Below are 22,985 nucleotides of genomic sequence, written 5' to 3'. Positions count from 1 at the left end.
TATATGTCTCCAAAATTAGAAATCAGGGTAGGTCGATAACGTTACGTTTATATTAATAAAAAGGTCATTTTATGAAACATTGTATTAACATTTTGTAACCGAATATCAAATAATCGAAATGAGTTTTTAAGATTAATTCGAAAGAAATAAAATGGATTATTTGTATAAACTTCAGTAATTTTATAACCAAAAGCAGGATCTTTATAATGTAAACGCGTCTAAAACATGGAACAGATAAAAGCCTATTTTCAAACTAAATTGCAATTGACGGAGGAATATTGGGAATTGTTTTCATCGAAATTAGAACAGAAAAAATATCCCAAAAAATCATTGCTTATTAAAGCTGGCGAAACCGAAAAATATCTTTCGTTTATCAATAAAGGAATGGTCCGACTTTATATTCCGGAAGAAATTGAAGATCTGACTTTTGGCTTTGCTTTCGAGAATAATTTTGTCAGCGCTTACGATTCTTTTCTTACCCAAATACCTTGTACATATTGCATTGAATCTCTGGTAGAAACTGTGGTTTGGCAAATATCATATGATGATTTGCAAAGTATTTATCAAAACTCAAAAGAAGGTAATTTTATGGGAAGACTTGCCGGTGAATCTCTATTTTTAGAAAAAGCGCGCAGAGAAATTTCCTTCCTCAAAGATTCTGCTGAACAGCGTTATTTGCATTTGTTTACCCAACAGCCACAACTTATTAAACACATTCCGTTAAAATATATTGCATCGTATATTGGCATTACGCCACAAGCTTTAAGCAGGATCAGAAAGCGAATTTCTTAACCTGGGTTCATTGTTTTGACTGACTATCTTTTGCAATTTTGCCTTAATTATAAAAGATAGAAATCATGAAATTAACCGTAAATTTTATTATCAACGCTCATAAAATACTGGTAAGTCCGTTTGTCATTTTCCTAATGTGGTATTATGATAATTGGTCTGTCTCAGCATTTTTGTATTTGGGTTTGCACGGAACATATTCCTTATTATGGCTTTTAAAACAGGATTTATATCCGGACAAACGATTTGAACAAAAAATTCCTTTCTGGATTGGGATTCTGACTCCGTTTTTGCCACTTGCAGCCTATTATATTGCGCCGTTTCTTTTAATTTCCCGACACATTACTTTGCCTGCATGGATTTTTGCCGTTGCGCCTGCAATTTATACTTTTGGAATTTTTATGCATTATGTCAGCGATGCGCAAAAACATTATACATTACGTTTACAAAAAGGAATTATTGATGATGGTTTATTTGCAAGAACCCGAAACCCTAATTATCTGGGCGAAATATTAATTTATGCTTCTTATGCGCTTTTATCATGGCATTGGCTTCCGTTTTTAATATTGGGTTGTTGGATTTTGTATTTTTTCAAAAATATGCGCAACAAAGATCAATCGATGTCCAGACACGCTGCTTTTAATGATTACAAAAAGAAAACAGGCATTTTATTTCCGAAGTTTTAACCGCGTAAAAGCATATATTAAAGTTTTGAAAAAGATATTTAAATAGAAAAAGGCAATCTTTACGGATTGTCTTTTTTAGCTTTATCCTATTTCATTATTAAAATTTCAATAACTTTGAACCCAATATGCAGGCAAATCTTAGAGAACATATCGAAAAAATAATTCCGTTAACGGATGATGAATTTGCATTTATATGCACTCATTTTTCGACTAAAAAATTTAAGAAACACCAATTTCTTATTCAGAAAGGTGATCCTGTAAAACATTCTTATTTTGTAATTTCCGGACTTTTAAAATTGGTTTACACCGATGATGCTGCAAAAGAACATATCGTTTCGTTTGCTATGGAAGATTGGTGGGAAAGCGATTATTATGCGTTTTTTACTCAAACCGAAGCCACAATGTCATTAGAATGTCTGGAAGATACTGAGGTGCTTTGTTTTTCGCTTGACGATTATAAAAAAATGTGCGACGGACTTCAAAAAATGGAACGCTTTTTTCTGGAGAAGGCAACCTTCGGGTTTCTGGGATCACAAAAACGTATTATTTCCTGGCTCACTTCAAACTCAAAAGAACGTTACGAACAGCTTTTAAAACAATCTCCATCACTAATTCAGCGCGTTCCTAAAAGTCTTATCGCTTCGTATTTGGGGATTTCCCGCGAAACTTTAAGCAGATTATCTTCCTGATGTGACATATCTCACTTTAAATTCGTGAGAAATGTCAAGACCTTATTCCACTTGTAATTTACAATTTTGCAGTACAAATTTTAAACTGTTATTGTGAAAAAATCAGCACAACTTTTAGTATTACTAGTATTAACGATGCCAATATTGGCACAAACTAAAAAAGCAAAACAAATGGAAAAAAGAGCAATTAATCCTTGGGAATGGCAAAATCAGCGCAGTTATGTTCAGGCTGTTGAAGTAAAAAATCCGGAAGGAACACTTTATGTTTCAGGACAAACGGCAATAAATGCCGACGGAATTTCGAGTAACGAAAACATGGAATCGCAAATAAAACTGGCGCTTAAAAATCTGGAACAAGTAATTACCGAAGCCGGATATGAACCTAAAGGAATTGTGCGCCTGAATATTTACACCACAAATACTGAGGAACTTTGGCCTCATTTTAATCTTATTCAGGATTGGGTTGCGAAACACGGTATCAAACAAGCCACAACTTTACTGGAAGTCAAAAGCCTTTTTGAAACCTTAAAAGTAGAATTAGAAGCTACGGTTGTCAAATAATCTGATTTCAAATTGATATTGATATTGATGTTGATGTTGATGTTGATATTGATAAAGTAAACCCGACAGTCCCGAAGCCCAGTGTCATTAAGTTAAGGTTTTTCAACCTATATTTTTCAAGCAATGTGTAGTTTTGAATTGCCTCCAGCTTTAGCTGGAGTATTTATAAAATCAATCTGAATGGCTTTAGCCAAAAATGTGTGATTTGGCTAAAGCCACCTTATCGTGCGCATTAAACACCTCCAGCTGAAGCTGGAGGCTAGTCAAAAACTTAACTTAATGACATTGCCTGAAACTGTCGGGTTTAATACTGTAAATTAAAATCAACCTTATTTATTTTCAATCGCTCTTTTTTTGATGATACTTAAAAATACGGGCGTAATCCCTAAATACGAAGCGATATGTTTTTGCGAAATCCTTTTGTGCAACATGGGATATTGTTTGTTGAAAAGTGCGTAACGAATTTCGGCAGATGTTGAAAGTGCGAGCGTCAATCTGTTTTGGTACAAAGCGAATCCGTTTTGAAACAGAATTCTAAAAAAACGCTCTAATTTCGGAATCTGAATATAAAGTTCTTCCAGATCTTTTAGATCGATATAAATTACTTCACTGTTTTCAAGCGCATCAATGGAATAAGTTGCAGGTAATCCCAATGAAAAACTATTAATGTCCGAAGCCCACCAATTTTCCGGACAAAATAAAATATTGGTTTCTTCGCCATTTTTATGATTCTGATAAATGCGCAAACATCCTTTATTGACAAAATAAATATTCCTGCAAGGATTTCCTGCCGTTAAAAGCGCTTCGTTTTTAGAAATTATCTTAAAATGAAGTTTTGATTTTAACTGCGTTTCTTCGGCTATTTCTAACTGAATGTGTTTTGCTATATTTTGGAAAAAAAGTCCGTACATCATATTATTTTATAATGCTAATGTAAGGACTCTTTTCGCTTGATTTGAAGTAAATCATTTTTTTTGAAGCGTTAATTATTGCAGTTTTTCTAACGGATAATCGTTTGAGAGTTTAAAAAAACTAACCAAACGCGTAATCTCAAAATTTGCATTGAATTCAAAATAATCATAACCCGTATTGGTTTTTTCTTCATATTCTACATGCCAGACATATTTTCCAAATGTGTGGTGATGTTCCGGTTTTTCTAATACCTTGAATTTTCTGTTTGGAATAATTTCCAGTGATTTCTGTGCAAAATTTGCTATTCCGTCTACTCCAATAATATCCTCAGAATACGGATCAACATAAACAGCATTTGCTGCCCAGCATTTCCCGAATTCTCTTTTATATGCTTCGAGATTATTCTCGTTCCACGCCGAAACATATTGTTCAATCATTTCTTCTACTGATGTTATCATGACTTTTAATTTTTAAGTTCATGCAAACTTACAGGAGGATTTTCAGTAAAAAGTTTAACTAGTTTAAGAGATATTTTCTTTTTTATTCTAAGACAGGATTTGTTTGCCATAGATTTTATTCTCATTATTGTCATCCTGACGCAGGAAGGATCACACTCGTAACTCGACAAAGATTGTCACTTATCTGTGCGGAGCTCCTTAATGAGATCCCAATGTCATTAAGTTAAGGCGATATATAAAATTATTAACAGTTTAATCAAGAAAACAATTAGAAAAATCCGTTTTTATCAGCGTTTTTCGCTTTAGCGAATCAGTAAAATCAGCTCTAATTTTGACGCGGATAAAACAGATTTTCTTCGTAAAAACGCGGATAAAAACGGATTTGATCTGCAATAATTTTATTTTTTAAAAACTTAACTTAATAACATTCAATGAGATTTCTCGTTCCTCGAGATGACAAAATCAGCAGAAACCGCGGGCAATAATTAAATTCGTGCTAATTAGTGGATCCCGATAGCTATCGGGAGTGGCAAAAAAAATATAAAATCCGTAAAAACCAGTTTAACCCGCACAATCTGTGGGCAAAAACAAAATTCTTTAAATTACAAACAAAAGTATTTCAAACAGTTACAAACCTAACAATCAAAAAACCATCTTTATTTCAAAAATTATAACCTTTTTTAAAACTCAAAAGTAAGTTTTATCGTAATTGTTTAAAACGATAGTCTTGTAATGAGATTGGATTCAATTCACTGTAACGTTTTTGGAAAAACATTGGATTTAATCTTATTCCTGATTATCGTTCTTTTTTATTAATTTTTAAGAAGAATAAGCGTGGACAACATAAATGTACAACGGTTAAATAAAACTTTGGCTTACCTGAAAAGCAAACAACGCGAATTAAAAAAGACCCAAACTGACACGCGAAGTCTTGAATCGATGATAAAATATCTTAAAAAAGATATGCTGGAGCAATTCAAACTGCACAATTATGATATCTATATCAAGGACGAAATCAGTAATACCGAAACTTTTATACAAAGCGTTCAAAGTATTATAGACAGTAATTCCTCAATAATTGAAAACTTTTAACTTTATTTAATTAACCCAAAGGTTCTTTTATTTGTGTTATTTTGTTGTATTCTTCTAATGATTTATTTGGATCTGCGGTTGCATATTCATTTTCCGGTTCCGGAATTACGTGAATTTTAGAATCGCTTAACGATACAATTGCTGAACAAACATAAACCCCAATTTTACCTTCGCTGTATTTGAAATCCAACAAGGTTAATTTGACGACTTCGTTGATCGAAAGTTCATAATAATTTCCGTAGCGAATAATCTTAAAATAAATCTCTTTATTTTCTACAATTTCAAACTGATTGGTTTGGATATTTTCGAAAACAAAATTATTTTTTACGTCTTTTTCATTAAATCCCCACGCTCTAAACTGAACAAAACCGTTTACAAAATCAATCGAAATATAATACGCAGTTCCTTCATCATCACATTCGATTACAAAACCTGTTTTCCCCATTCCTTCCACCGCCAAAGTTCCTTCCCAGACAAAATTTTCTGATGGTTTTTCAAAGCAATACACTTCATAGCCGCTTCTACAGCCTATTCGCCATTTATTTTCATTTTCCAACTCAAAATTTGCCGATGGATTTCCTAAAATCGGCGTTGGAATTGGCAAGTTTTTTTGATGGATTGTTCTTTGATAAAGCGTTTCCCAATGGTGATATGTTTTTAATAAAAGTCTTCCGTTTGTATCAACGCCCAATTGTTTTGGCGGCGGAATCACGCGAAGTGTATTGACATTTCCTCCCACAAAATAGAAATTATAAATCAAATAATAATCGCCTTCTTTTACAATTCTGGCAGCATAATTACCTTGTGGCAGCAATACATTATTATGAAAAGCGTGATATTCGCCTTTAAAATCCGGTGAAAACCAATAACGCACTTTTATATCTTCCCGAATAGAACCCAGCAAATAATGCATTCCTTTTATTTCGACCACGCAAGGACATTCAATATCATCATAAACATACGCAACATGCAATGGTTTTTGTAGCACAAATTCCTTCTCGCCTCTTTTTGCTACGCCTATGCAACCTCGTCTATATGTAGGACCAACGGCACTTCTGGCACAAATTAGTAAATAATCTTCTCCTTCAAATTGGTATTTATAAGGATCTCTAAAACTGAGCCATTCCCGCGGATTATTATCTCTGCTTTCATAATACGGCGCGTCACTTTTTAGTGGTAAACCGTATTGATTGTCTTTTGTCCAATGCAATAAATCTGGCGAAATTGCACGTCCTACTTTCTGCGTCAATCCTTTATCCTTGCGTTTTAGTCCTGTATAATACATTTCGTAACCTTCGCCCGCCGAGTTTTTACTTACGTGCATTGTCCATAACATATCATCGTCCCATTCGCCGGGATCACCCACAAATAGCGCGTTTTTGACTCTTTTCCATGAAAGTCCGTCTTTTGAAACGGCATGCGCAATGTAATCATGATTGGGAATTATCAAATGAAATAAATGATGGATTCCGTTTTCGTCAATGAATACATCGACGTCGCCAATTTCCCAATTACTAAATCCTGAACCTGAATACATATTTTATATTTTTATTATTTAAGGAGTTTAATGTAACCGCTTTTGTCATCCTGACGAAGGAAGGATCTCCACAAACAAAATCGCCAATCTTTGTAGAATATCGTACGTAGATTTGTTTCGCCTGTTCGCTATCGCTTGGGTCTCATTCCTCGAAATGACAAAATGGACGTAAATTCACCTTATTTTATTTTATTTAATTATTTTATAATGCTTTAATCCTTCTAAAATCCCTGACGAAGCTGAACTTTTAGCCACATAAATACTTTTAGTCGTTTCATATTTAGCTAATTCTATACTTCGGTTTCCTACGATGATTCCTTTAATTGCACCTCGAAACATATCAATATCATTTCCTGAATCGCCCGCAGCTATTACGTTCGTTAACGGAATCGACCATTTACGGCACAAAAATTTAATGGCATTTCCTTTTGAAGCCCTTTTTGGAATAAAATCCAAAAACTCGCCATGACTTGGGATAATGTTTATTTTGTACCATCCTGTGCCTAATGCAGCAATTATCTCGTCATAATCGTAATGTTCTTTATCATAATAATAGGATATTTTATAAGGGTTTTGTGCTTCGTCTTCCTGCATTCGCAACCACGGAATCTCCTTTAATCTATTCACAACATCTTCTCGTTTCCAGCGACCGGCGAGAAATTTGGCCCAGCCTTTGTCAAGGATATAATCTTTACCGTTTGTATAATAAATTTCGGTTCCCACAGAGCAAATAATAAAATCCGGAATAGGAAATTGTTCCTCTTCAATGACTTTTTTAACGAGCGCTAAATTTCGTCCTGACGCTAAGGCAAAAGCCATTTTATCGGTTCTGTTATTCAAATGTTCCTTCAATTCCAGTAATCCCGGATTATTAAGTTTGGGTTCAATCAAAGTTCCGTCAATATCCGAAACAAATAAATGCGCCACTTTTCGTTTTAATCGTTCAATATTAATATTTGGATAATGCTGTTTTTTGAATCCTGAACCTGACGATGATAATAAATTTTCATTCACCAATTCTACATATTGATTGACGTGGCTTAACCAACTGTAATGTTTCTGGATATTAATTGCTCCGTTATTAGAGTAATATTTCCATTGACTTTCATTAGTTAAGATATTTCTTAAAGATTTTTTGATTTCATTTTCGTCAAGCGGATCTACCAATTCTCCGTTTTGACAAGTTGGAATAATCTCAGATGGTCCACCGTTTTTTGTAACAACAACAGGCAATCCTGAACTTGCAGATTCAATTACGGTTAAACCGAAGTTTTCATGCAAAGCCAGATTCACAAAAACTCCTCGTTTTTCGGCAGCATAACGGTAAATAATCGAAACTTCGTTTTCAACGTCATGTTTCTTCGGAATTGCCATTTTTCCGTATAAATCATATTTGTCCATTAACAATAAAAGATCCGTCAGAACATCTTTTTCAGATTCCGGCATTTGCGAAATGTCTTTCCTGATTCCGGCAAAAATTACCAGATTCGCAATGCTTTGCAATTCCTTATCTTTTCCATAAACTTCAATTAAAGTATGAAGGTTTTTATGGCGATCAGGTCGTGAAAGCGCTAAAATAAAAGGTTTGTGCGGATTTATTAAAAACTTTGAAATGGTTTCGGCAACCCAATATTTGCGCTGCTCCTCTTCCATTTGTTTCTCGCCATCCTGTTCTCTGTGGTAATACGGAACGAATTTACTGGTATCAATTCCGGGAGAAATGGCGTGGTATTTTCCTAAATCAAAATTTAAATAGGGTTTGTAAGTTTCAATTTCCTGCTCTGTCGAAGTAACAATAAATTCAGATAATTCCAATGTTTTTTCCTCAGCCGCAATTCTTTGTGCGAACTTGAATTTCTTCTCAATTTCTTCTTCATTTTCACCGCTTTCCAGCAGTTTTTTCTTTTTATGATATCCTAATGAATGTCCGGTATGTGCAAACGGAATATTTAAAATTGTAGATAATTCGCTTGCCACATATCCTGCATCTCCATAATGCGAGTGAATCCAGTTTGGGAAAATATCATGAAGTTTGATATGCTGGACAATTCCGTTTACAAAAGTGTCCAATCCGTCCCATAATTGTTCCTTTGGTTTGTACTTTTTTCCTAAGAAGGGAATTCGCCTTATGTCTAATTTTTCATTAATGATTTCGATAGGTGCTGCATATTCCGGTGAAAGCTTAGGATCATCAATTAATCTTGTAAATATATGAACGTGTTCTACATCTGGGTGTTGTGATAAAAACTCAGCGAGTTCATACACATATTTAGTTTGTCCGCCATTATCAGCATCTCTACCAATCTCTAAACCGGAACCTTTTAACAGTCCATGAATGTTGATTAATGAAATTCGTAATTTTGTCATCATTGTACTTTATTTGTTAGAAAATTTAAGGTACGAAAAATCGACGAATTTGACCTGAACTCCTAAAAAAAATAACAGGATTCTTAACATTTTAAAGCAATTATGTAAGAATCATAGTGATGACAAAATGTATTTATGCTTTTTTGATAATAAGATGAAAATTTTGAAAACATGGTGTCTTCAAGTCCTAACGATACAATATATTTATTAGAAAATTAAAAAAATAAAGCCAGAATAGTTACGGAAATATGACGCTCATAGAGCTGTAAAAAAAATACTTTTCTAGTCTGAGCGAGACGACATATTTATAGAAAATTAGACAAATGATACAAAAACCCAGCGAGGTGAAATATCAATAGCTATAAATATGCCGCTCCGATGGAGCTGAAAAAACATACGTTTCTAGTCTCAGCGAGACGACATATTTATAGAAAATTAAACAAATGAAACAAAACCCCAGCGGGGTGACATATCAATAGCTATAAATATGACGCTCCGATGGAGCTGTAAAGTTAATTGAACTATTATTTTTCTAATCCAGCGATCCCACATTTCCGGTTCTGGTTAATACTCCCCAACTCTGGCTTTCTCCTTTTATAGCTCTTCTAATTGCTTTAAAAAGTATCACATACATCAACTGACGGTACACAAATCGTTGCGGAATCAGCCAGATTAGTTTGCTTAATTTTTCTTTTTCGAAAATAAAAGCAATCACACTCACGAGCATGTCCACCAACATAAATACGAGATAATAAATTCCTATTTTGTGAAGGCTGTCTATGTTGTTATGATTCCAGATTAAACTTACTATCAGAATTAAATCTGCGAGCGGAGCAAAAATGGGAAGCACAATCTGAAAAATCAGGACATTTGGCAATGAAACCATTCCGAGGCCTTTGTATTTGGGGTTAAAACAAGCGTCACGGTTTTTCCAGAAAGCCTGCATAATGCCATAACTCCAGCGAAAACGCTGTTTCATAAACTCATTCAAAGTTTCCGGCGCTTCTGTAACCGCAACGGCTTCGACACAATTGACGATTCGGTAATTATTTCGAAGAATCCTGATCGTTAAATCACAATCTTCGGCAAGTGTATCTGTTGTAAAACCTCCGGCAACTTCAATCGCCTCTTTTCTAAAAGCGCCAATTGCTCCGGGAACGACCGTGATTCCATTAATTAAATCAAAAGCTCTTCTGTCAAAATTTTGCGCCGTTGTATATTCAATACTTTGCCATTTTGCGAGCATCGTATTTTCGTTCCCAACTTTTACATTTCCGGCAACGGCACCAACTTGTTTATTGTCTTTAAACTGTAAAGTAAAACGCTTCATTAATTGCGAAAGTGCATCGGTTTTTAATTGCGTGTCGGCATCAATACAAACTACAAAATCATTTTGAGTAATGGCAATTCCGTGATTAAGCGCAGAGGCTTTACCTCCATTAATTTTTGTATGTACTTTTACAATATCATGATTTTTAAATGCTGTATCGACCTGACTAAATGTGGCATCTTTTGAACCATCATCGACAAAAATAATATCAAAATTAGGATAATCCTGTCGCAGTAAATTATGAAGTGTTTTTACGGCGTTTACTTCCTCATTATAAGCCGGAACAATAATACTTACTTTTGGATGTGTTTCTCCTGTTGTATCATAACTTAATGGATGTTTATAGTCTTTCCATTTCTTTAAAAAAGCCATAATCGCCATCAATAAAATGCGAAAAAAACCTAACAGAATCGCAATCCAGAAAACGGCTGTAATAAAATGACCAAACCAATATCCGAGATCAAAAATAATGTTGTCAATGGTTACCAAATTGCCTTTTGCCTTGGGCATAATTTCGTCTTTTGTTTTTCCCAATAACTTAGAAACAGTGGTAAACTGAATTCCTTTATCCTTAAAATATTTAATAATTCTCGGCAAAGCTTCTACAGTTGCCTGTCTGTTTCCGCCGGCATCATGAAGCAGAATAATTCCTTTAGTGGGATCAGCTTCATATCCTCTAATTACTCTTGCGTAAATACTATCTGCAATAACGCCTTTTGCCCAATCATTTGGGTCGATACTTTCGCCAACGGTATAATAATTCTGGGCTTTGCTTAAGGCAACAGGTCGCAATTCTGCTTCTGTTGTTGGTTCAGCATCAGCATTGTACGGAGCTCTAAAAAGTACTGTGCTTCGTCCTGTTACGGCTTCGATTAGCAATCTTGTGGTTTCCATTTCGGCAGAAGCCCTTTCTTTACTTACCAATGCAATATTAGGATGCGTAAAAGTATGATTCCCAATCTCATGTCCCTCAGTATAAATGCGCTGTAAAAGCGGAATATTATCTTCGCCCTGAAGTCCGACTACGAAAAAAGCGGCATGAATTTTTTCGCGTTTTAAAATATCCAGAATTTGCGGCGTATAAGTAGGATCGGGACCATCATCAAAAGTTAGAATTACCTCTTTATGTACGTTCCCAAACTTGCTTATTACATATTTTGTTGGCAATTCTTCATAATGTTCCTCGGTGATTATGGATTCATTTGCAGCTGTTTGAAGCTTAATTTTTCCGGGTTGAGGATCTGTTAATACATTCAGGATTTCTCCTTCACCAATATAATCCGGTGTTGAAAAACTCATGTGTACTTTTTCTAAAACTTTAAAATCAAATGCTGCTTTTGCAATACTTTTATTAGTTAAACTTCTATTATAATAATGCCATAATCTGCCATCTTCACTGCCTAATCTCCACAATGCGGTTCCGGCAGTTCCATATTCATCTGCAAACCTGATTGTATTAAAATTTGTTGCCGCATCTGTAAAATATACCTGATGTTTTTTTCCTCTTCCGTCAGTATAATTAAATGAATTGTTGTAACTGTTATTGTCAAAAGCAATCGTTGCGCCGTATTGTTTTGCGAGGGATAATGCTTCATCATAAGTTACGGTTACGGCTTCTTTACTTTGTTCCCAATCGTAACCATAACCTGCAAAACAGAGGATAATTTTGTTCGACGGAATTTCTTTTGCAACTTCATCCAGGATTCTTTCTGTCCATTTTTGACTGCTGATTGCGCCGGGAACACTTCCGCTATAATGCTCATCATAAGCCATTAAAAACATATAATCGTTATATTGCGATAATGCTTTTATATTAAAATCATCGTCGTTTGCCATTATATCCTGCGTCACGATCAATCCCATTGGATGCAGTTTTTCATACAATTCTTTCTGAAAAGCTATAATGGGTTCGTCGCTGGTTTCTTTAAACTCTTCAAAGTCAATATTAATTCCCTGAAGTTTGTATTTTTTAAGGTTTTTAACAATATCATTTATCAGTCTTTCTTTTTTGACATTATCGTGTAAAATTCGATGAATCATATCGCCATCAAATTCTCCTTCTCCTTTAGATTCGTTTATATTATTGATTAGGGGAATAATTTTAATATTGGCTTTTTTCATGATTTTCAAAGCCGCGGTATCAATTTCTATGCGCAGTAAATCGGTTTTGGGATCTATAAAAAACCATTCCGGAACAACCATATTGAGTTTGTCAATATTTTTTTGAAGAGAAAACAAACTTTGCGGATCCCAATCGACATAAAAAGCGGCACGAATTTCAGGAAAGTCAACGGTTAAATTTTGTTTTTTGAGTTTCTCCATCTTTGATTTTGATCTCAAAAAGCTGTTAAAACCTTTGTATTTAATCAGTTCTTTTGCCGTAAGTTCTGCGGGAGTTGTGGGATTTAAAAGTTTTTGTGTTGATGTATCGTTGCCTAAAATGGGCAAGGAAGGCTTTAAACCTCTTTGCAGCGTAATAATAAAAACAGGAATCAACATAAGAAGGAGAAAAATAAGTAACCTCGTTGACCATTGAAAAGTTCTCCAGCGTAATTTTGTTTCTGTTTGAAATATTTGTTTTTTATTATCCATAGTCTTCATACGATTTGCATAAATATACGGTAAAATTCTGATTATATTTAGTTGTAAATTTTGATTATCCGGCAATTATAAAAAAAGGTTTGCCACAGATTAAGAGGATTAATTAAGTCCCGGCAGGACGACATATTTATAGATATTAGAAACCAAATACAACAGAATCCAAGCGGGGTGAAATTAATAATTACGCAATATGTCGCTCCGATGGAGCTTGATTTTAACAACCAATATTTATTTTCTATAAATATAGCGCTCCTCTGGAGCTTTGCCTCAAAACCTAATATTTATTTTCTATAAATATGACGCTCTTCCAGAGCTGTAAAAATAGGGTGATTTTTAACTGTAGTTAAAATTTATTCTTCCGGCAATAATTCATCTAAATCAGATAACTTATAGAATTTAAGATCGTTAAGTTTCATGTATTTACAAATAAACTCTAACGTTTCAATTTTTGTCTGATAATTTTCGGTTACATTTTTAACGGGTCTGTGACCGCATAAAAGCAAAATTTTATTGTGTTTTTTAGCATAATCGAGTAATTCTAAAACATACGGAATACTAAAATGAATGTGGCTATTGTCGATATCAAACGCAAATACAATTTTAGAATTATTAAAATAGCTATTTTGCTTTTCGGGAACTTCGCCTCCAAAAGATCTTCCTCGTATAATTTTATAATCTTTGGATAATTCTCTGTCAAGTGCCTGAGATCTTTCTCCATACGGATAAGCAAATGACGTCACATTAAAATTATGCTTTTTCATGGAAACAATCATCGGGTCAATTTCCTGTTTCATATAAGCGTTGATTCCGTGTTGTTTAACAAATTTTACGGCATTGTAATGATGATATCCGTGCGCTGCAATCTCATGTCCTTCTTTTTCCATTTCATGCAATTTCTTGATTTGTGGAGCGCCAATAGAATCTATTCTGCAAACATTAAAAGTTGCTTTCCATCCGTATTTTTTCAAAGCCTGATCTGCTTCGTACCATTCATCGACATAGGCATCATCAAAAGATAAAAGTACACCCGCTTTATACGGTTTTGGTTCCTGGTTTTGTTTTTTAGTTTCGCAGGAAAAAAAAGTTAAGACTATTAAAAACAGTATTATTCGGGTAAAAAATATCTTCATATTAGGATTTTATTGTTAAAGAATTATGTTTCAAATAGCTATTATTGATTTTAAAGATAGTTATTTCCTGATTACAAAAATTCATTTTATTGCGTAATATATATTTTTCCTATTCATTGCGAGAGCCCTTGGTTTTAGTTACTTTTATGACATCAAATTTAATCACTGCCAATGATTATCAAAAAAAAGAATACCTGGTTTAAAATGCTATTTGAATGGAAAGGTTCTGTTTTACCGCAACTTCTTCCAAGGCTTTTATTATTGCTTTTCTTTTCATTTTCTTTAGTTTCGGCAAAAAAATAATCCCAATACAAAACCCTGACAACTATTGCATTACTTAATTTCTGATAATAAACTGTCCAATGATATCCGGTTATGAATAAAGTATTATTAGTTGAAGATGATCCCAGAGTTGCTTCGTTTATTACGCGAGGACTTGAAGAACATTTATATGAAGTCAAAACGATTACAAAAGGTTTTGAAGCCATAAAAGAAGTTATGGAAAACGGGTATAATATTATTATTCTCGACATTATGCTGCCCGATATTACCGGATTTGAAGTTTGTGAAGTTTTAAGAAGCCGAAAAATCATTGTACCAATTCTTATTTTGAGTGCGCTTGATACGCCACACGAAAAAGTAAAAGGATTACAAGCCGGAGCCGATGATTATCTTGCAAAACCTTTTTTATTTGAAGAATTGCTTGCCAGAATAAATGCACAGCTTCGTCGTGCCGAATTCAGCGCAGGGATTTTAGACTTTCAGTCATATGCCGGAATCGAAATAAACATGAAGGAACAAAGTGCTTCACGAGACGGAAAAGAACTCAATTTATCTTCAAGAGAACTGAAACTTTTAATTTTCTTCATGAAAAATCGCGAAACAGCGTTGTCCCGAATCGCAATTGCACAAGCTGTGTGGAATATTGATTTTGATACGACCTCAAATACGGTGGATGTTTATATTAATTATTTGCGAAATAAAATAGACAAGAACTTCCCTACTCCATTAATTCATACCATAAAAGGGACGGGATATATGCTCAAACAAAAGAGTTATGAATCTTAAAAACAAGTTAGCCGGAAATTCTACTTTGCTTTTTGCTTTTATAACAGGACTGCTTATGGCTGGATCTTTCCTGTTGTTTAGAAGTCATATGAAGGATCTTTATTTTGATAATCTTGAAGATCATGCGATGACAACGGCGCTTTTTTATTTTGAAAAAGATGAAATAAAACAACTTAACAGTGCTCGTTATAAACAAATTGAACTTCAGTACAAACGCATAAACAATGAATCGATAAGGGTTTATGATGCTAATACAAACAAGCTTTACATACATGACAATATTGATTTTGCTTTAAGCGAAAAGGAATTAAAAACAATCACAAAAGAAAAAATCTTAACGTTTAAAAGAGATGACCGCCAATTTGTTGGTTTATTTTACAAAGATAATCAGGGTGATTTTATCATTGTAGTTTCGGGAATTGATCGTGCCGGAAACCGACAACTTGAAATCCTTGGTTTTATGTTTCTTCTTTTTTATCTCGCGGGAATTCCGTTAAATTATCTTTTAGGAACTTTTTTAGCCAAGCAAACTTTTCGTCCTTTTAAGGAAGTTATTGCAAAAGTAAATACAATAACAACCGAAAATCTGCAAACGAGATTAGAGATTCCGCAAACAAGTGGAAAAGACGAAATCAAGGAACTTGTTACCACTTTTAATTATTTACTGGAAAGACTGGAAAGTGGGATTATGATCCAAAATAATTTTCTAAAAAATGCTTCGCACGAATTAAAAACGCCGCTTACTATTATTATCGGCGATATTGATGTTTCATTACAACAACCCAGAACCAATGAACAATACGAGAAAATATTAAAATCGCTTCGCAAAGATGCCTTACATCTCAAGGCAACTCTTGAAGGACTTTTGGTTTTATCAGGACTAGAACTTTCTGAACCTCAACAAATGGAAACTGTGAGAATTGATGAAATCTTGTGGAATGTTCTCGAAAAGAAAGCTATTGAATATCCGGAATCTAAGGTTTCGGTCAATTTAAATGCCATCGCAGATCATGAGGATTTACTTTCGGTTCACGCAAATAAACACATGCTTTTTATTGCATTGTACAATATTCTGGACAATGCTATTAAATTTTCTTTTCCTAAACAAGTTGATGTTTTTATACTTTCAGATGATGGAAAACTTCTGATAAAAATCGTAGATCACGGACACGGAATTTCTGATAAGGATAAGGAATCTATTTTTGATCTTTTTTTTAGAAGTGATAATACCCGACATATTCAGGGACAAGGTTTAGGACTTTTTATTACAATGCAAATTCTTAAACTTCATAATATTAATTTAATCGTAGATTCTGAGTTGGAGAAAGGAACTTCGTTTTCACTTTTATTTCCTTAAGAAATCATGCGTATAATAGCCAAAGAAACCACAATCATTGTCATCCATATTTCTATGATAAAAACAAATCTTTTTTATTAGGATTTGTTTTATTTCTCACAGATTGAGCAGATTTTTATTTTGACTAAAATACTCCACAATATTAATGTAAAATAGTTGGGCACTTGTACCGTCAGGTACTAAATATTTTCACATAATAACCAGAAATAAATATAACATGTCATAAATACGCAATATCTACCGTTTCGTTGCGTAACTAACGGCACTCTATTGAATTTAAAATTAAATTTCTACCAATTCAGTGCCAGACAGCACAAAAAAATCCGCTCAATCTGCTCAATCTGCGAGAAAAAAATGCCATACTATAATAATCAATTTTCACAATCGGTAACAATTGCTTAACACTCTAATCTTTTTCTAATGTACTTTAAATGTAACTCTAATCTGTTTATTTTTAGCATTTTACTCAAGTCGCTGATTTTAAAGAACTAAATCAATTCTGCCAAAATAACACGTTCATAATCCTGCGTTAACAATGAATTGTTTTATCATTTTAAGTTAACAGAAGCGTTAAATCTTATCGAAAACAACTGAGTTTCTTTGTCAAATAAAAACTAAACAACAAATGACAAAACTAAAACTCTTTTTTTCGGCTTTAATGTTCCTTGTCATGGGAAACATTTTTGCCCAGATTACAACCTCATCTTTATCTGTAAAAGTTAATGATGGTACAAGCCCGCTTATTGGCGCTTCGGTTACTTTAACGCATTTGCCTACAAATTCTGTTTACAGAGCTGTAACGGATAAACAGGGCCGAATTAGTTTCGAAAATTTAAATGCCGGCGGTCCTTATGAATTAGAAATTAAAAGTCCGGACACTAAAGATTATTCTAACGCACAAATTAATTTATCTCTTGGCGACAATGATTTACCTACAATTGTGGTTAGTAAAGCAGATAATAATGTACTTGAAGAGGTTGTAATAACTGGTTCTAAACCTTCGTCTAAAAATAACGGAACAAGTATTAATGAGAAGAAAATTAATGGTTTACCGCTAATTAACAGAGGAATTCAGGATGTTACAAAACTGGTTCCGCAGAGTTCTAACAACTCATTTGCAGGAACAAACTTTAGATACAATAATGTAACAATTGACGGTTCTATCAACAATGATGCAATTGGTTTTAGCCCGTCATTAGGCGGACAATCCGGAACATCTGGAATGCCGGGAAGCAGTACGCGTTCCAACTCTATAAGTCTTGATGCGATCCAGGATATTCAGGTTTATATTGCGCCTTATGATATTAAATTAGGAAACTTTTTAGGAGGAAGCGTAAACGCCGTAACCAGAAGCGGTACAAATCAAGTAAGCGGATCTATTTACAGTTATGGCAGAAGCGCCGCTATTACAGGTCCTAATAATGCCGGCGATGGTTCAAAAATGCCAAAATCTTTTGGTGATTATCAAATTGGTTTCAGATTAGGTTTACCAATTATAAAGGATAAATTGTTCTTTTTTACCAATATGGAATATGCAGAACGAACTGATCCATTGTTTTATAATGCAGGACAAACGAACTCTGACGGAAAATTAACTTCATTAGTGGATAATGCAACGGCAGAACAAATTTCGAATTTCGTAAAAACAAATTACGGCTTTGATCCCGGAACTTACGGCGCATACAATAACTTTGCAAAAAGCCAAAAATTCTTCAATAAATTAGATTGGAAAATTAATGACAAACATTCTCTTTCGTTAAGAAACAATACTGTAATATCCGAAGCTTCAAACTTAGAACGTGATGCGGCAAATTTCAGGTTTTCAAGCATGGATTTTACCCAGAAAAATCAATCGGTTAGTACGGTTTTAGAATTAAAAAGTCATTTCAACAGCCAATGGTCGAATTCATTTATTGCAAGTTATTCGGCAATAAAAGATTATCGTGATCCAAAATCAGGCAATGACATGTTTCCACAGGCAGAAATTGGTTATAACGGAGGAACTATTTTCTTAGGAAATGATCGTGAAGCAACTGTTTTTAATATGAAACAAAATACTGCCGAAATCACGGACAATCTTACCTACAAAACCGGAAACCATACTTTATTATTTGGTACGCATAACGAATTTTACGATATTAATTACGGATTTGTAAATGCGCTTAACGGACGTGTTTCATACAAATCATTAGGTGATTTTTTCAATAAACTTCCTTCTCGTGTTCGCGGAACTTATCCGTTTGACGGTTCAACAAGAGATCAGATTTTCAATAATCCGTATGCGCAATTCAAAGTAAACCTTTACAGTTTTTATGTTCAGGACGAAATCAGAATTGGTAATAAATTAAAAATTACTCCGGGCGTGAGAATCGATTATACAGATTTGCCTACGAAACCTAACTTAAGTTCACAAGTACAAAATTCTCCGGCTGATCCTAATTACGGAAACACATATAGTTATACGCCGTTAAATCAGATAAAAAACAACTTTTTTAGCACCGCATTAGTTTCTCCAAGAATAGGATTTACGTATAATGTAGACGAAGATAAAACGCTTGTTTTAAGAGGCGGTTCAGGAGTATTTACAGGTCGTATTCCGTTTGCATGGTTAGGATATGCTTATTATAATGATGGCGTAGGTTACGGAAGTTATGATAAAAACAACCTTACTCCGGCGCAAGTTGCAGCGGCAGGAGATCCATTGGCAACAAATGGTTTAAACGGATATCATGATGCAACGCCAAAAGTACAGGCAGATTTAGTAGATAATAAATTTAAAATGCCTGCGGTTTTAAGAAACTCATTAGCAATTGATAAAATCATCGACGGATATAAATTTACAACCGAAGGTATTTATACAAAAGTGATTCGTGATCTGGAATTTCAACAAGTAAATAAAACGGATAATCCAACTTATTTTTCTTATGATACCAATCATCAAATGCCAATTTATGCGGCGAATATCAATCCGGCATTTTCAAATGCGTACTTATTGTCTAATACCAATAAAGGATACAGATACAGCATTACCGAAATGGTTTCGAAAACATACGATTTTGGTTTGAATTTTATGGCGGCTTACACTTACGGAGATTCCAGAGATATCACAAACGGAATTCGTAATTCTATGGAAAGTAACTTTCAGATGAATCAATCCTTAACGCCAAATAATCCTCAATTAGCAACTTCTAACTTTAATATCAAACACAGAATTGTTACCAATGTAGGATATGCTGTAAAAGTGGCTGATAACAACACATTATCTGCTAATATGTATTTTAATGCGCAATCAGGAAATCCGTTTTCATGGGGATTTGTAAACTCAACCATTGCAGGAACAGGACAAGCGGCAGGATTAGCTTATATTTTTAAAGATGCAGCCGAAGCAGCTAAATATATTGGTGTAAGTGCTACCGGAGTTCCATCGCCAACAGCAGCGCAACAAGTAGCAGATTACGAAGCTTTTGTAAACGGAAATGATTATTTAAAAAGCCGACGAGGAACATTTACAGAAAGAAATGGTGATACAACGCCCTGGAACATTCAGGCAGATTTGAAATTAATGGATGAAATCAGGGTTTCAAAAGTAGGTACATTTCAGCTTTCATTTAGTGTAGCAAATATTGGAAACCTTATCAATAAAGATTGGGGAAGAAGTTATTTTGTTCCAAATACTTATAATTCAACAGCAAACCTTGGTTTAACAAAATCCGGAAATATTGGCGGAGTTGCAACTGGCGATCCAACATATACATTCCAGAAACCAACAACTACTCCTTATACTGTAGATCAATTAGCCTCAAGATTTCAAGGACAACTTGGAGTTAGGTATTCGTTCTAAAAGATTGTGTTTTATTTTTTTATTTGTCCCCCAGTTTCATGCGGTTTGAAACTGGGGGACTTTTTTTATATCCCTAATTTGTTCAAAACATTCGCTGTTCAATACAGATTTAATTTTAAATTTGAGCTTTTGTTATTCATCAACGGTAAATGAACTGTAAAATATTGCTTTTTCCATTTCAGTTTCAGTCCAAATATTAAAAATACAATGAAAATAATGATCATGGGAGCATCAGGAGCCGGCGCTACAACACTAGGTGAGAATTTTATAAAAAACAACAATGTTTTTTTGCATCTTGACTCTGATAGTTACTTTTGGGAAAAAACCGATCCTCCTTTTCAGACCGAAAAAAGTGCAGATGAACGTAATTCATTATTCGAAAGTGATTTTTATTCTCAAAAAAATGTAGTCGTTACCGGTTCAATATTTCATTGGAATACAACTTATAAAAACCTGTTTGATCTTGTCGTTTTATTATATATTCCCAAAGAAATTAGATTGCAAAGATTAGCGGAACGGGAAATTTCAAGATATGGAAATAAAATTCTTTCTGATGAAAAATTAAATACGAAATACAACGCCTTTCTTGCATGGGCATCTGAATATGATTTAGAAGAAAATACAACTACCAGAAGTCTTAAACAGCAAAAACAATGGATGACCGAAGTAAAATGTGCCACCTTATTTTTAGAAGGTGACTTAACTGTTAAAGAAAGACTTGACATTTTACAAAATTATATTGCTTAAATTAACGTTCAAAACAATATATCTTTCCCTTTATAATCCCACAACAATTTAATTTACAACAAATTATAAATTATCCTATTTTCATCTGATATAAAATCACCTTTATTCTATACTCCTTTCTTAAAATAAATCTGACTTAAAAAATAGATTTCATGACAATAAATATCCATTTTGTAACATATTTTTCTTTTCATAATCAATAGATATTTACTTTTAAAACAGATTAAAAACAAAACCAGGCAATAAATTCTCCCCAAAAAATGCTTGAAAAAAGAACAATATTAATAGGATGTGATGATACTATGGTTTTAACCAAAGTACTAAATATCTTGTCTATAATATCAGATTTCACTTTTTCAACCGTTTCTGTTTCACGGGCAATTGACCTGAATGATACCGCAAAATCATTAAATCCTGACCTGATAATTTTATGTTTTAGCAGAAATCAATCCATAATTAATGATCCTAATTTTAATTCCGGTAAAAAAGATATTCCTATTTTATGTTTGACAAAAAGTTATGAATGCGAATCTTTATGCTGGTCAAAAAACTGTATTGTTTTTACATATCCTTACAATCAAATTGATAATACTGATTTTTTGATTTACCGAATTCAATCTATTATTCTGCTCAAAAAAACAGAACCTAAAACCAAACCAACTTCCACTTTTGCAGCAGCTGCATTTCAAAAATCAGACAACGATACTATACGCGAATTAAGCCATTATGTAATGGAACTCGACCAGAAGGTTGAAGTTTTGCGCAAAGTAAAAGAACGCATTTCATATCTATATCCCAACGTAGACAATTCGACCCGAATTGAATTAATGTCGATTGTAAATTCTATAAAAAACGTTGCAAACGACACCAAACTCTGGGACGATTTTAAAATTTATTTCGAACAATCGAATCCCAATTTTCTTTTGGCTCTAGCCAAAAAACATCCTTCATTAAGTTCTAAAGATTTAAAATATTGCTGTTATATCAAAATGAATATGAGCAATAACGACATCACAAACCTTCTGGGAATCAATCAGGAAAGCGTACGAACTCACAAATACCGCCTTAAAAAGAAATTAACGCTTGAAAAAGAACAAGATATAATTTCGTACTTACGAACTGTTTCATGAAAACCGTCATATTTGTCATTCCGTAGCAACGACGAATCTCATCAAGGGACTCGACAAAGATTGTTTTTGCCCACGGATTAAACAGGTTAAACGGGTTTTCACCGATTAAAAAAAATATTTTGAATCATTAAAATTTACATCACAACCAATCTTTATCGATTTTGATGTGTATGATGGATTAATCCCGACGCTTCAGGCAATGTCATTAAGTTAAGCTTTTAAAATAAAATTATTGCAAGTCAAATCCGTTTTTATCCGCGTTTTTACGAAGTAAATCTGTTTTATCCGTGTCAAAATTAGACGCTGATTTTACTGATTCGCTAAAGCGAAAACGCTGATAAAAACGGATTTTTCTAGTTACTTTCTTGATTAAACTGTCAAGTAATTTTATAGATTTCCCCTTAACTTAATGACATTGCGCTTCGGGACATCCCTACAATATGTTTCGTTCCTCCTGAACTTTTATGAAAATTACGAAGGAATGATTTATTTTATAGCCAGGGATTTTAATCCCTGGTACACAACATAACCACAACATAACCACAATATTTGCCAATTTTGATTGCGTATGATGGATTAATCCCGACGCTTCGGGCAATGTCATTAAGTTAAGCTTTTAAAAAATAAAATTATTGCAAATTAAATCCGTTTTTATCCGCGTTTTTACGAAGTAAATCTGTTTTATCCGCG

At 33.8% G+C, this 22,985-nt stretch carries 17 protein-coding genes; 11 read left to right on the top strand and 6 right to left on the bottom strand.

Annotated features, from left to right (window positions below):
• Window positions 1–225 precede the first annotated feature (225 nt).
• The 4 genes from ACHZDT_RS11690 to ACHZDT_RS11675 all read left to right on the top strand — a co-directional run bounded on the left by ACHZDT_RS11690 (window position 226) and on the right by ACHZDT_RS11675 (window position 2,725).
• Window positions 226–792 (top strand): Crp/Fnr family transcriptional regulator, encoded by a 567-nt coding sequence (locus ACHZDT_RS11690; RefSeq protein ID WP_394774805.1) that lies wholly within the window; start codon window positions 226–228, stop codon window positions 790–792.
• Between the two features lie 65 nt (window positions 793–857).
• Window positions 858–1,475, top strand: coding sequence for a DUF1295 domain-containing protein (locus ACHZDT_RS11685; RefSeq protein WP_394774804.1), 618 nt, complete (start codon window positions 858–860; stop codon window positions 1,473–1,475).
• A gap of 125 nt (window positions 1,476–1,600) precedes the next feature.
• Window positions 1,601–2,164 carry a Crp/Fnr family transcriptional regulator gene (locus ACHZDT_RS11680; RefSeq protein ID WP_394774803.1) on the top strand — a complete coding sequence of 188 codons (564 nt, stop codon included), beginning with the start codon at window positions 1,601–1,603 and terminating at the stop codon, window positions 2,162–2,164.
• 171 nt (window positions 2,165–2,335) lie between these two features.
• Window positions 2,336–2,725 (top strand): RidA family protein, encoded by a 390-nt coding sequence (locus ACHZDT_RS11675; protein WP_394774818.1) that lies wholly within the window; start codon window positions 2,336–2,338, stop codon window positions 2,723–2,725.
• A 329-nt stretch (window positions 2,726–3,054) separates the two neighbouring features.
• Here ACHZDT_RS11675 and ACHZDT_RS11670 read toward each other — a convergent pair whose 3' ends face one another.
• Together ACHZDT_RS11670 and ACHZDT_RS11665 are read right to left on the bottom strand one after the other, a co-directional pair.
• Window positions 3,055–3,639 carry a Crp/Fnr family transcriptional regulator gene (locus ACHZDT_RS11670; RefSeq protein ID WP_394774802.1) on the bottom strand — a complete coding sequence of 195 codons (585 nt, stop codon included), beginning with the start codon at window positions 3,637–3,639 and terminating at the stop codon, window positions 3,055–3,057.
• A 72-nt stretch (window positions 3,640–3,711) separates the two neighbouring features.
• On the bottom strand, window positions 3,712–4,095 hold the full coding sequence (locus ACHZDT_RS11665; protein ID WP_394774801.1) for a nuclear transport factor 2 family protein: 384 nt from the start codon (window positions 4,093–4,095) through the stop codon (window positions 3,712–3,714).
• An 834-nt stretch (window positions 4,096–4,929) separates the two neighbouring features.
• Here ACHZDT_RS11665 and ACHZDT_RS11660 point away from each other — a divergent pair.
• Window positions 4,930–5,187, top strand: a complete 258-nt coding sequence (locus ACHZDT_RS11660; protein WP_394774800.1) for a hypothetical protein — start codon at window positions 4,930–4,932, stop codon at window positions 5,185–5,187.
• A gap of 10 nt (window positions 5,188–5,197) precedes the next feature.
• Here ACHZDT_RS11660 and ACHZDT_RS11655 read toward each other — a convergent pair whose 3' ends face one another.
• The 4 genes from ACHZDT_RS11655 to ACHZDT_RS11640 all read right to left on the bottom strand — a co-directional run bounded on the left by ACHZDT_RS11655 (window position 5,198) and on the right by ACHZDT_RS11640 (window position 14,152).
• Window positions 5,198–6,724 carry a glycosyl hydrolase family 32 gene (locus tag ACHZDT_RS11655; protein ID WP_394774799.1) on the bottom strand — a complete coding sequence of 509 codons (1,527 nt, stop codon included), beginning with the start codon at window positions 6,722–6,724 and terminating at the stop codon, window positions 5,198–5,200.
• A gap of 189 nt (window positions 6,725–6,913) precedes the next feature.
• The gene (locus tag ACHZDT_RS11650; protein ID WP_394774798.1) at window positions 6,914–9,094 is read right to left on the bottom strand and encodes an HAD-IIB family hydrolase; all 2,181 of its coding nucleotides are present in this window, start codon (window positions 9,092–9,094) and stop codon (window positions 6,914–6,916) included.
• 529 nt (window positions 9,095–9,623) lie between these two features.
• Window positions 9,624–13,013, bottom strand: coding sequence for a glycosyltransferase (locus ACHZDT_RS11645; RefSeq protein WP_394774797.1), 3,390 nt, complete (start codon window positions 13,011–13,013; stop codon window positions 9,624–9,626).
• A gap of 359 nt (window positions 13,014–13,372) precedes the next feature.
• On the bottom strand, window positions 13,373–14,152 hold the full coding sequence (locus ACHZDT_RS11640; protein WP_394774796.1) for a polysaccharide deacetylase family protein: 780 nt from the start codon (window positions 14,150–14,152) through the stop codon (window positions 13,373–13,375).
• A gap of 171 nt (window positions 14,153–14,323) precedes the next feature.
• Here ACHZDT_RS11640 and ACHZDT_RS11635 point away from each other — a divergent pair, with 171 nt between their 5' ends.
• From ACHZDT_RS11635 to ACHZDT_RS11610, 6 genes are all read left to right on the top strand, one after another.
• Complete coding sequence (locus ACHZDT_RS11635) at window positions 14,324–14,455, top strand: bestrophin family ion channel (protein WP_394774795.1); 132 nt, start codon at window positions 14,324–14,326, stop codon at window positions 14,453–14,455.
• 72 nt (window positions 14,456–14,527) lie between these two features.
• The gene (locus tag ACHZDT_RS11630) at window positions 14,528–15,220 is read left to right on the top strand and encodes a response regulator transcription factor (RefSeq protein WP_394774794.1); all 693 of its coding nucleotides are present in this window, start codon (window positions 14,528–14,530) and stop codon (window positions 15,218–15,220) included.
• Window positions 15,210–16,577 carry an ATP-binding protein gene (locus tag ACHZDT_RS11625; protein ID WP_394774793.1) on the top strand — a complete coding sequence of 456 codons (1,368 nt, stop codon included), beginning with the start codon at window positions 15,210–15,212 and terminating at the stop codon, window positions 16,575–16,577. Before ACHZDT_RS11630 ends, ACHZDT_RS11625 begins: the two co-directional genes overlap by 11 nt.
• Before the next feature lie 625 nt (window positions 16,578–17,202).
• Window positions 17,203–20,418 carry a TonB-dependent receptor domain-containing protein gene (locus ACHZDT_RS11620; RefSeq protein WP_394774792.1) on the top strand — a complete coding sequence of 1,072 codons (3,216 nt, stop codon included), beginning with the start codon at window positions 17,203–17,205 and terminating at the stop codon, window positions 20,416–20,418.
• A gap of 207 nt (window positions 20,419–20,625) precedes the next feature.
• The gene (locus ACHZDT_RS11615) at window positions 20,626–21,165 is read left to right on the top strand and encodes an AAA family ATPase (RefSeq protein ID WP_394774791.1); all 540 of its coding nucleotides are present in this window, start codon (window positions 20,626–20,628) and stop codon (window positions 21,163–21,165) included.
• Between the two features lie 260 nt (window positions 21,166–21,425).
• Entirely contained in the window at window positions 21,426–22,295 is an 870-nt protein-coding gene (locus ACHZDT_RS11610) for a helix-turn-helix transcriptional regulator (protein WP_394774790.1), read from the top strand.
• Window positions 22,296–22,985 lie beyond the last annotated feature (690 nt).

The sequence above is a fragment of the Flavobacterium sp. genome, from assembly GCF_043722275.1.
Classification (GTDB): Bacteria; Bacteroidota; Bacteroidia; order Flavobacteriales; family Flavobacteriaceae; genus Flavobacterium.
Note: the sequence above shows the minus strand (reverse complement) of the source record. Positions and strands in the feature narration are given on the sequence as shown.

Excerpts from the sequence above, each read along its gene's own strand:
- ACHZDT_RS11685 (WP_394774804.1), top strand. The coding sequence starts at position 858 with ATGAAATTAACCGTAAATTTTATTATCAACGCTCATAAAATACTGGTA.
- ACHZDT_RS11680 (WP_394774803.1), top strand. The coding sequence starts at position 1,601 with ATGCAGGCAAATCTTAGAGAACATATCGAAAAAATAATTCCGTTAACG.
- ACHZDT_RS11670 (WP_394774802.1), bottom strand. The coding sequence starts at position 3,639 with ATGATGTACGGACTTTTTTTCCAAAATATAGCAAAACACATTCAGTTA.
- ACHZDT_RS11610 (WP_394774790.1), top strand. The coding sequence starts at position 21,426 with ATGCTTGAAAAAAGAACAATATTAATAGGATGTGATGATACTATGGTT.
- ACHZDT_RS11675 (WP_394774818.1), top strand. The coding sequence starts at position 2,336 with ATGGAAAAAAGAGCAATTAATCCTTGGGAATGGCAAAATCAGCGCAGT.
- ACHZDT_RS11620 (WP_394774792.1), top strand. The coding sequence starts at position 17,203 with ATGACAAAACTAAAACTCTTTTTTTCGGCTTTAATGTTCCTTGTCATG.
- ACHZDT_RS11690 (WP_394774805.1), top strand. The coding sequence starts at position 226 with ATGGAACAGATAAAAGCCTATTTTCAAACTAAATTGCAATTGACGGAG.
- ACHZDT_RS11650 (WP_394774798.1), bottom strand. The coding sequence starts at position 9,094 with ATGATGACAAAATTACGAATTTCATTAATCAACATTCATGGACTGTTA.
- ACHZDT_RS11625 (WP_394774793.1), top strand. The coding sequence starts at position 15,210 with ATGAATCTTAAAAACAAGTTAGCCGGAAATTCTACTTTGCTTTTTGCT.
- ACHZDT_RS11665 (WP_394774801.1), bottom strand. The coding sequence starts at position 4,095 with ATGATAACATCAGTAGAAGAAATGATTGAACAATATGTTTCGGCGTGG.
- ACHZDT_RS11615 (WP_394774791.1), top strand. The coding sequence starts at position 20,626 with ATGAAAATAATGATCATGGGAGCATCAGGAGCCGGCGCTACAACACTA.
- ACHZDT_RS11655 (WP_394774799.1), bottom strand. The coding sequence starts at position 6,724 with ATGTATTCAGGTTCAGGATTTAGTAATTGGGAAATTGGCGACGTCGAT.
- ACHZDT_RS11630 (WP_394774794.1), top strand. The coding sequence starts at position 14,528 with ATGAATAAAGTATTATTAGTTGAAGATGATCCCAGAGTTGCTTCGTTT.
- ACHZDT_RS11635 (WP_394774795.1), top strand. The coding sequence starts at position 14,324 with ATGATTATCAAAAAAAAGAATACCTGGTTTAAAATGCTATTTGAATGG.
- ACHZDT_RS11640 (WP_394774796.1), bottom strand. The coding sequence starts at position 14,152 with ATGAAGATATTTTTTACCCGAATAATACTGTTTTTAATAGTCTTAACT.
- ACHZDT_RS11645 (WP_394774797.1), bottom strand. The coding sequence starts at position 13,013 with ATGGATAATAAAAAACAAATATTTCAAACAGAAACAAAATTACGCTGG.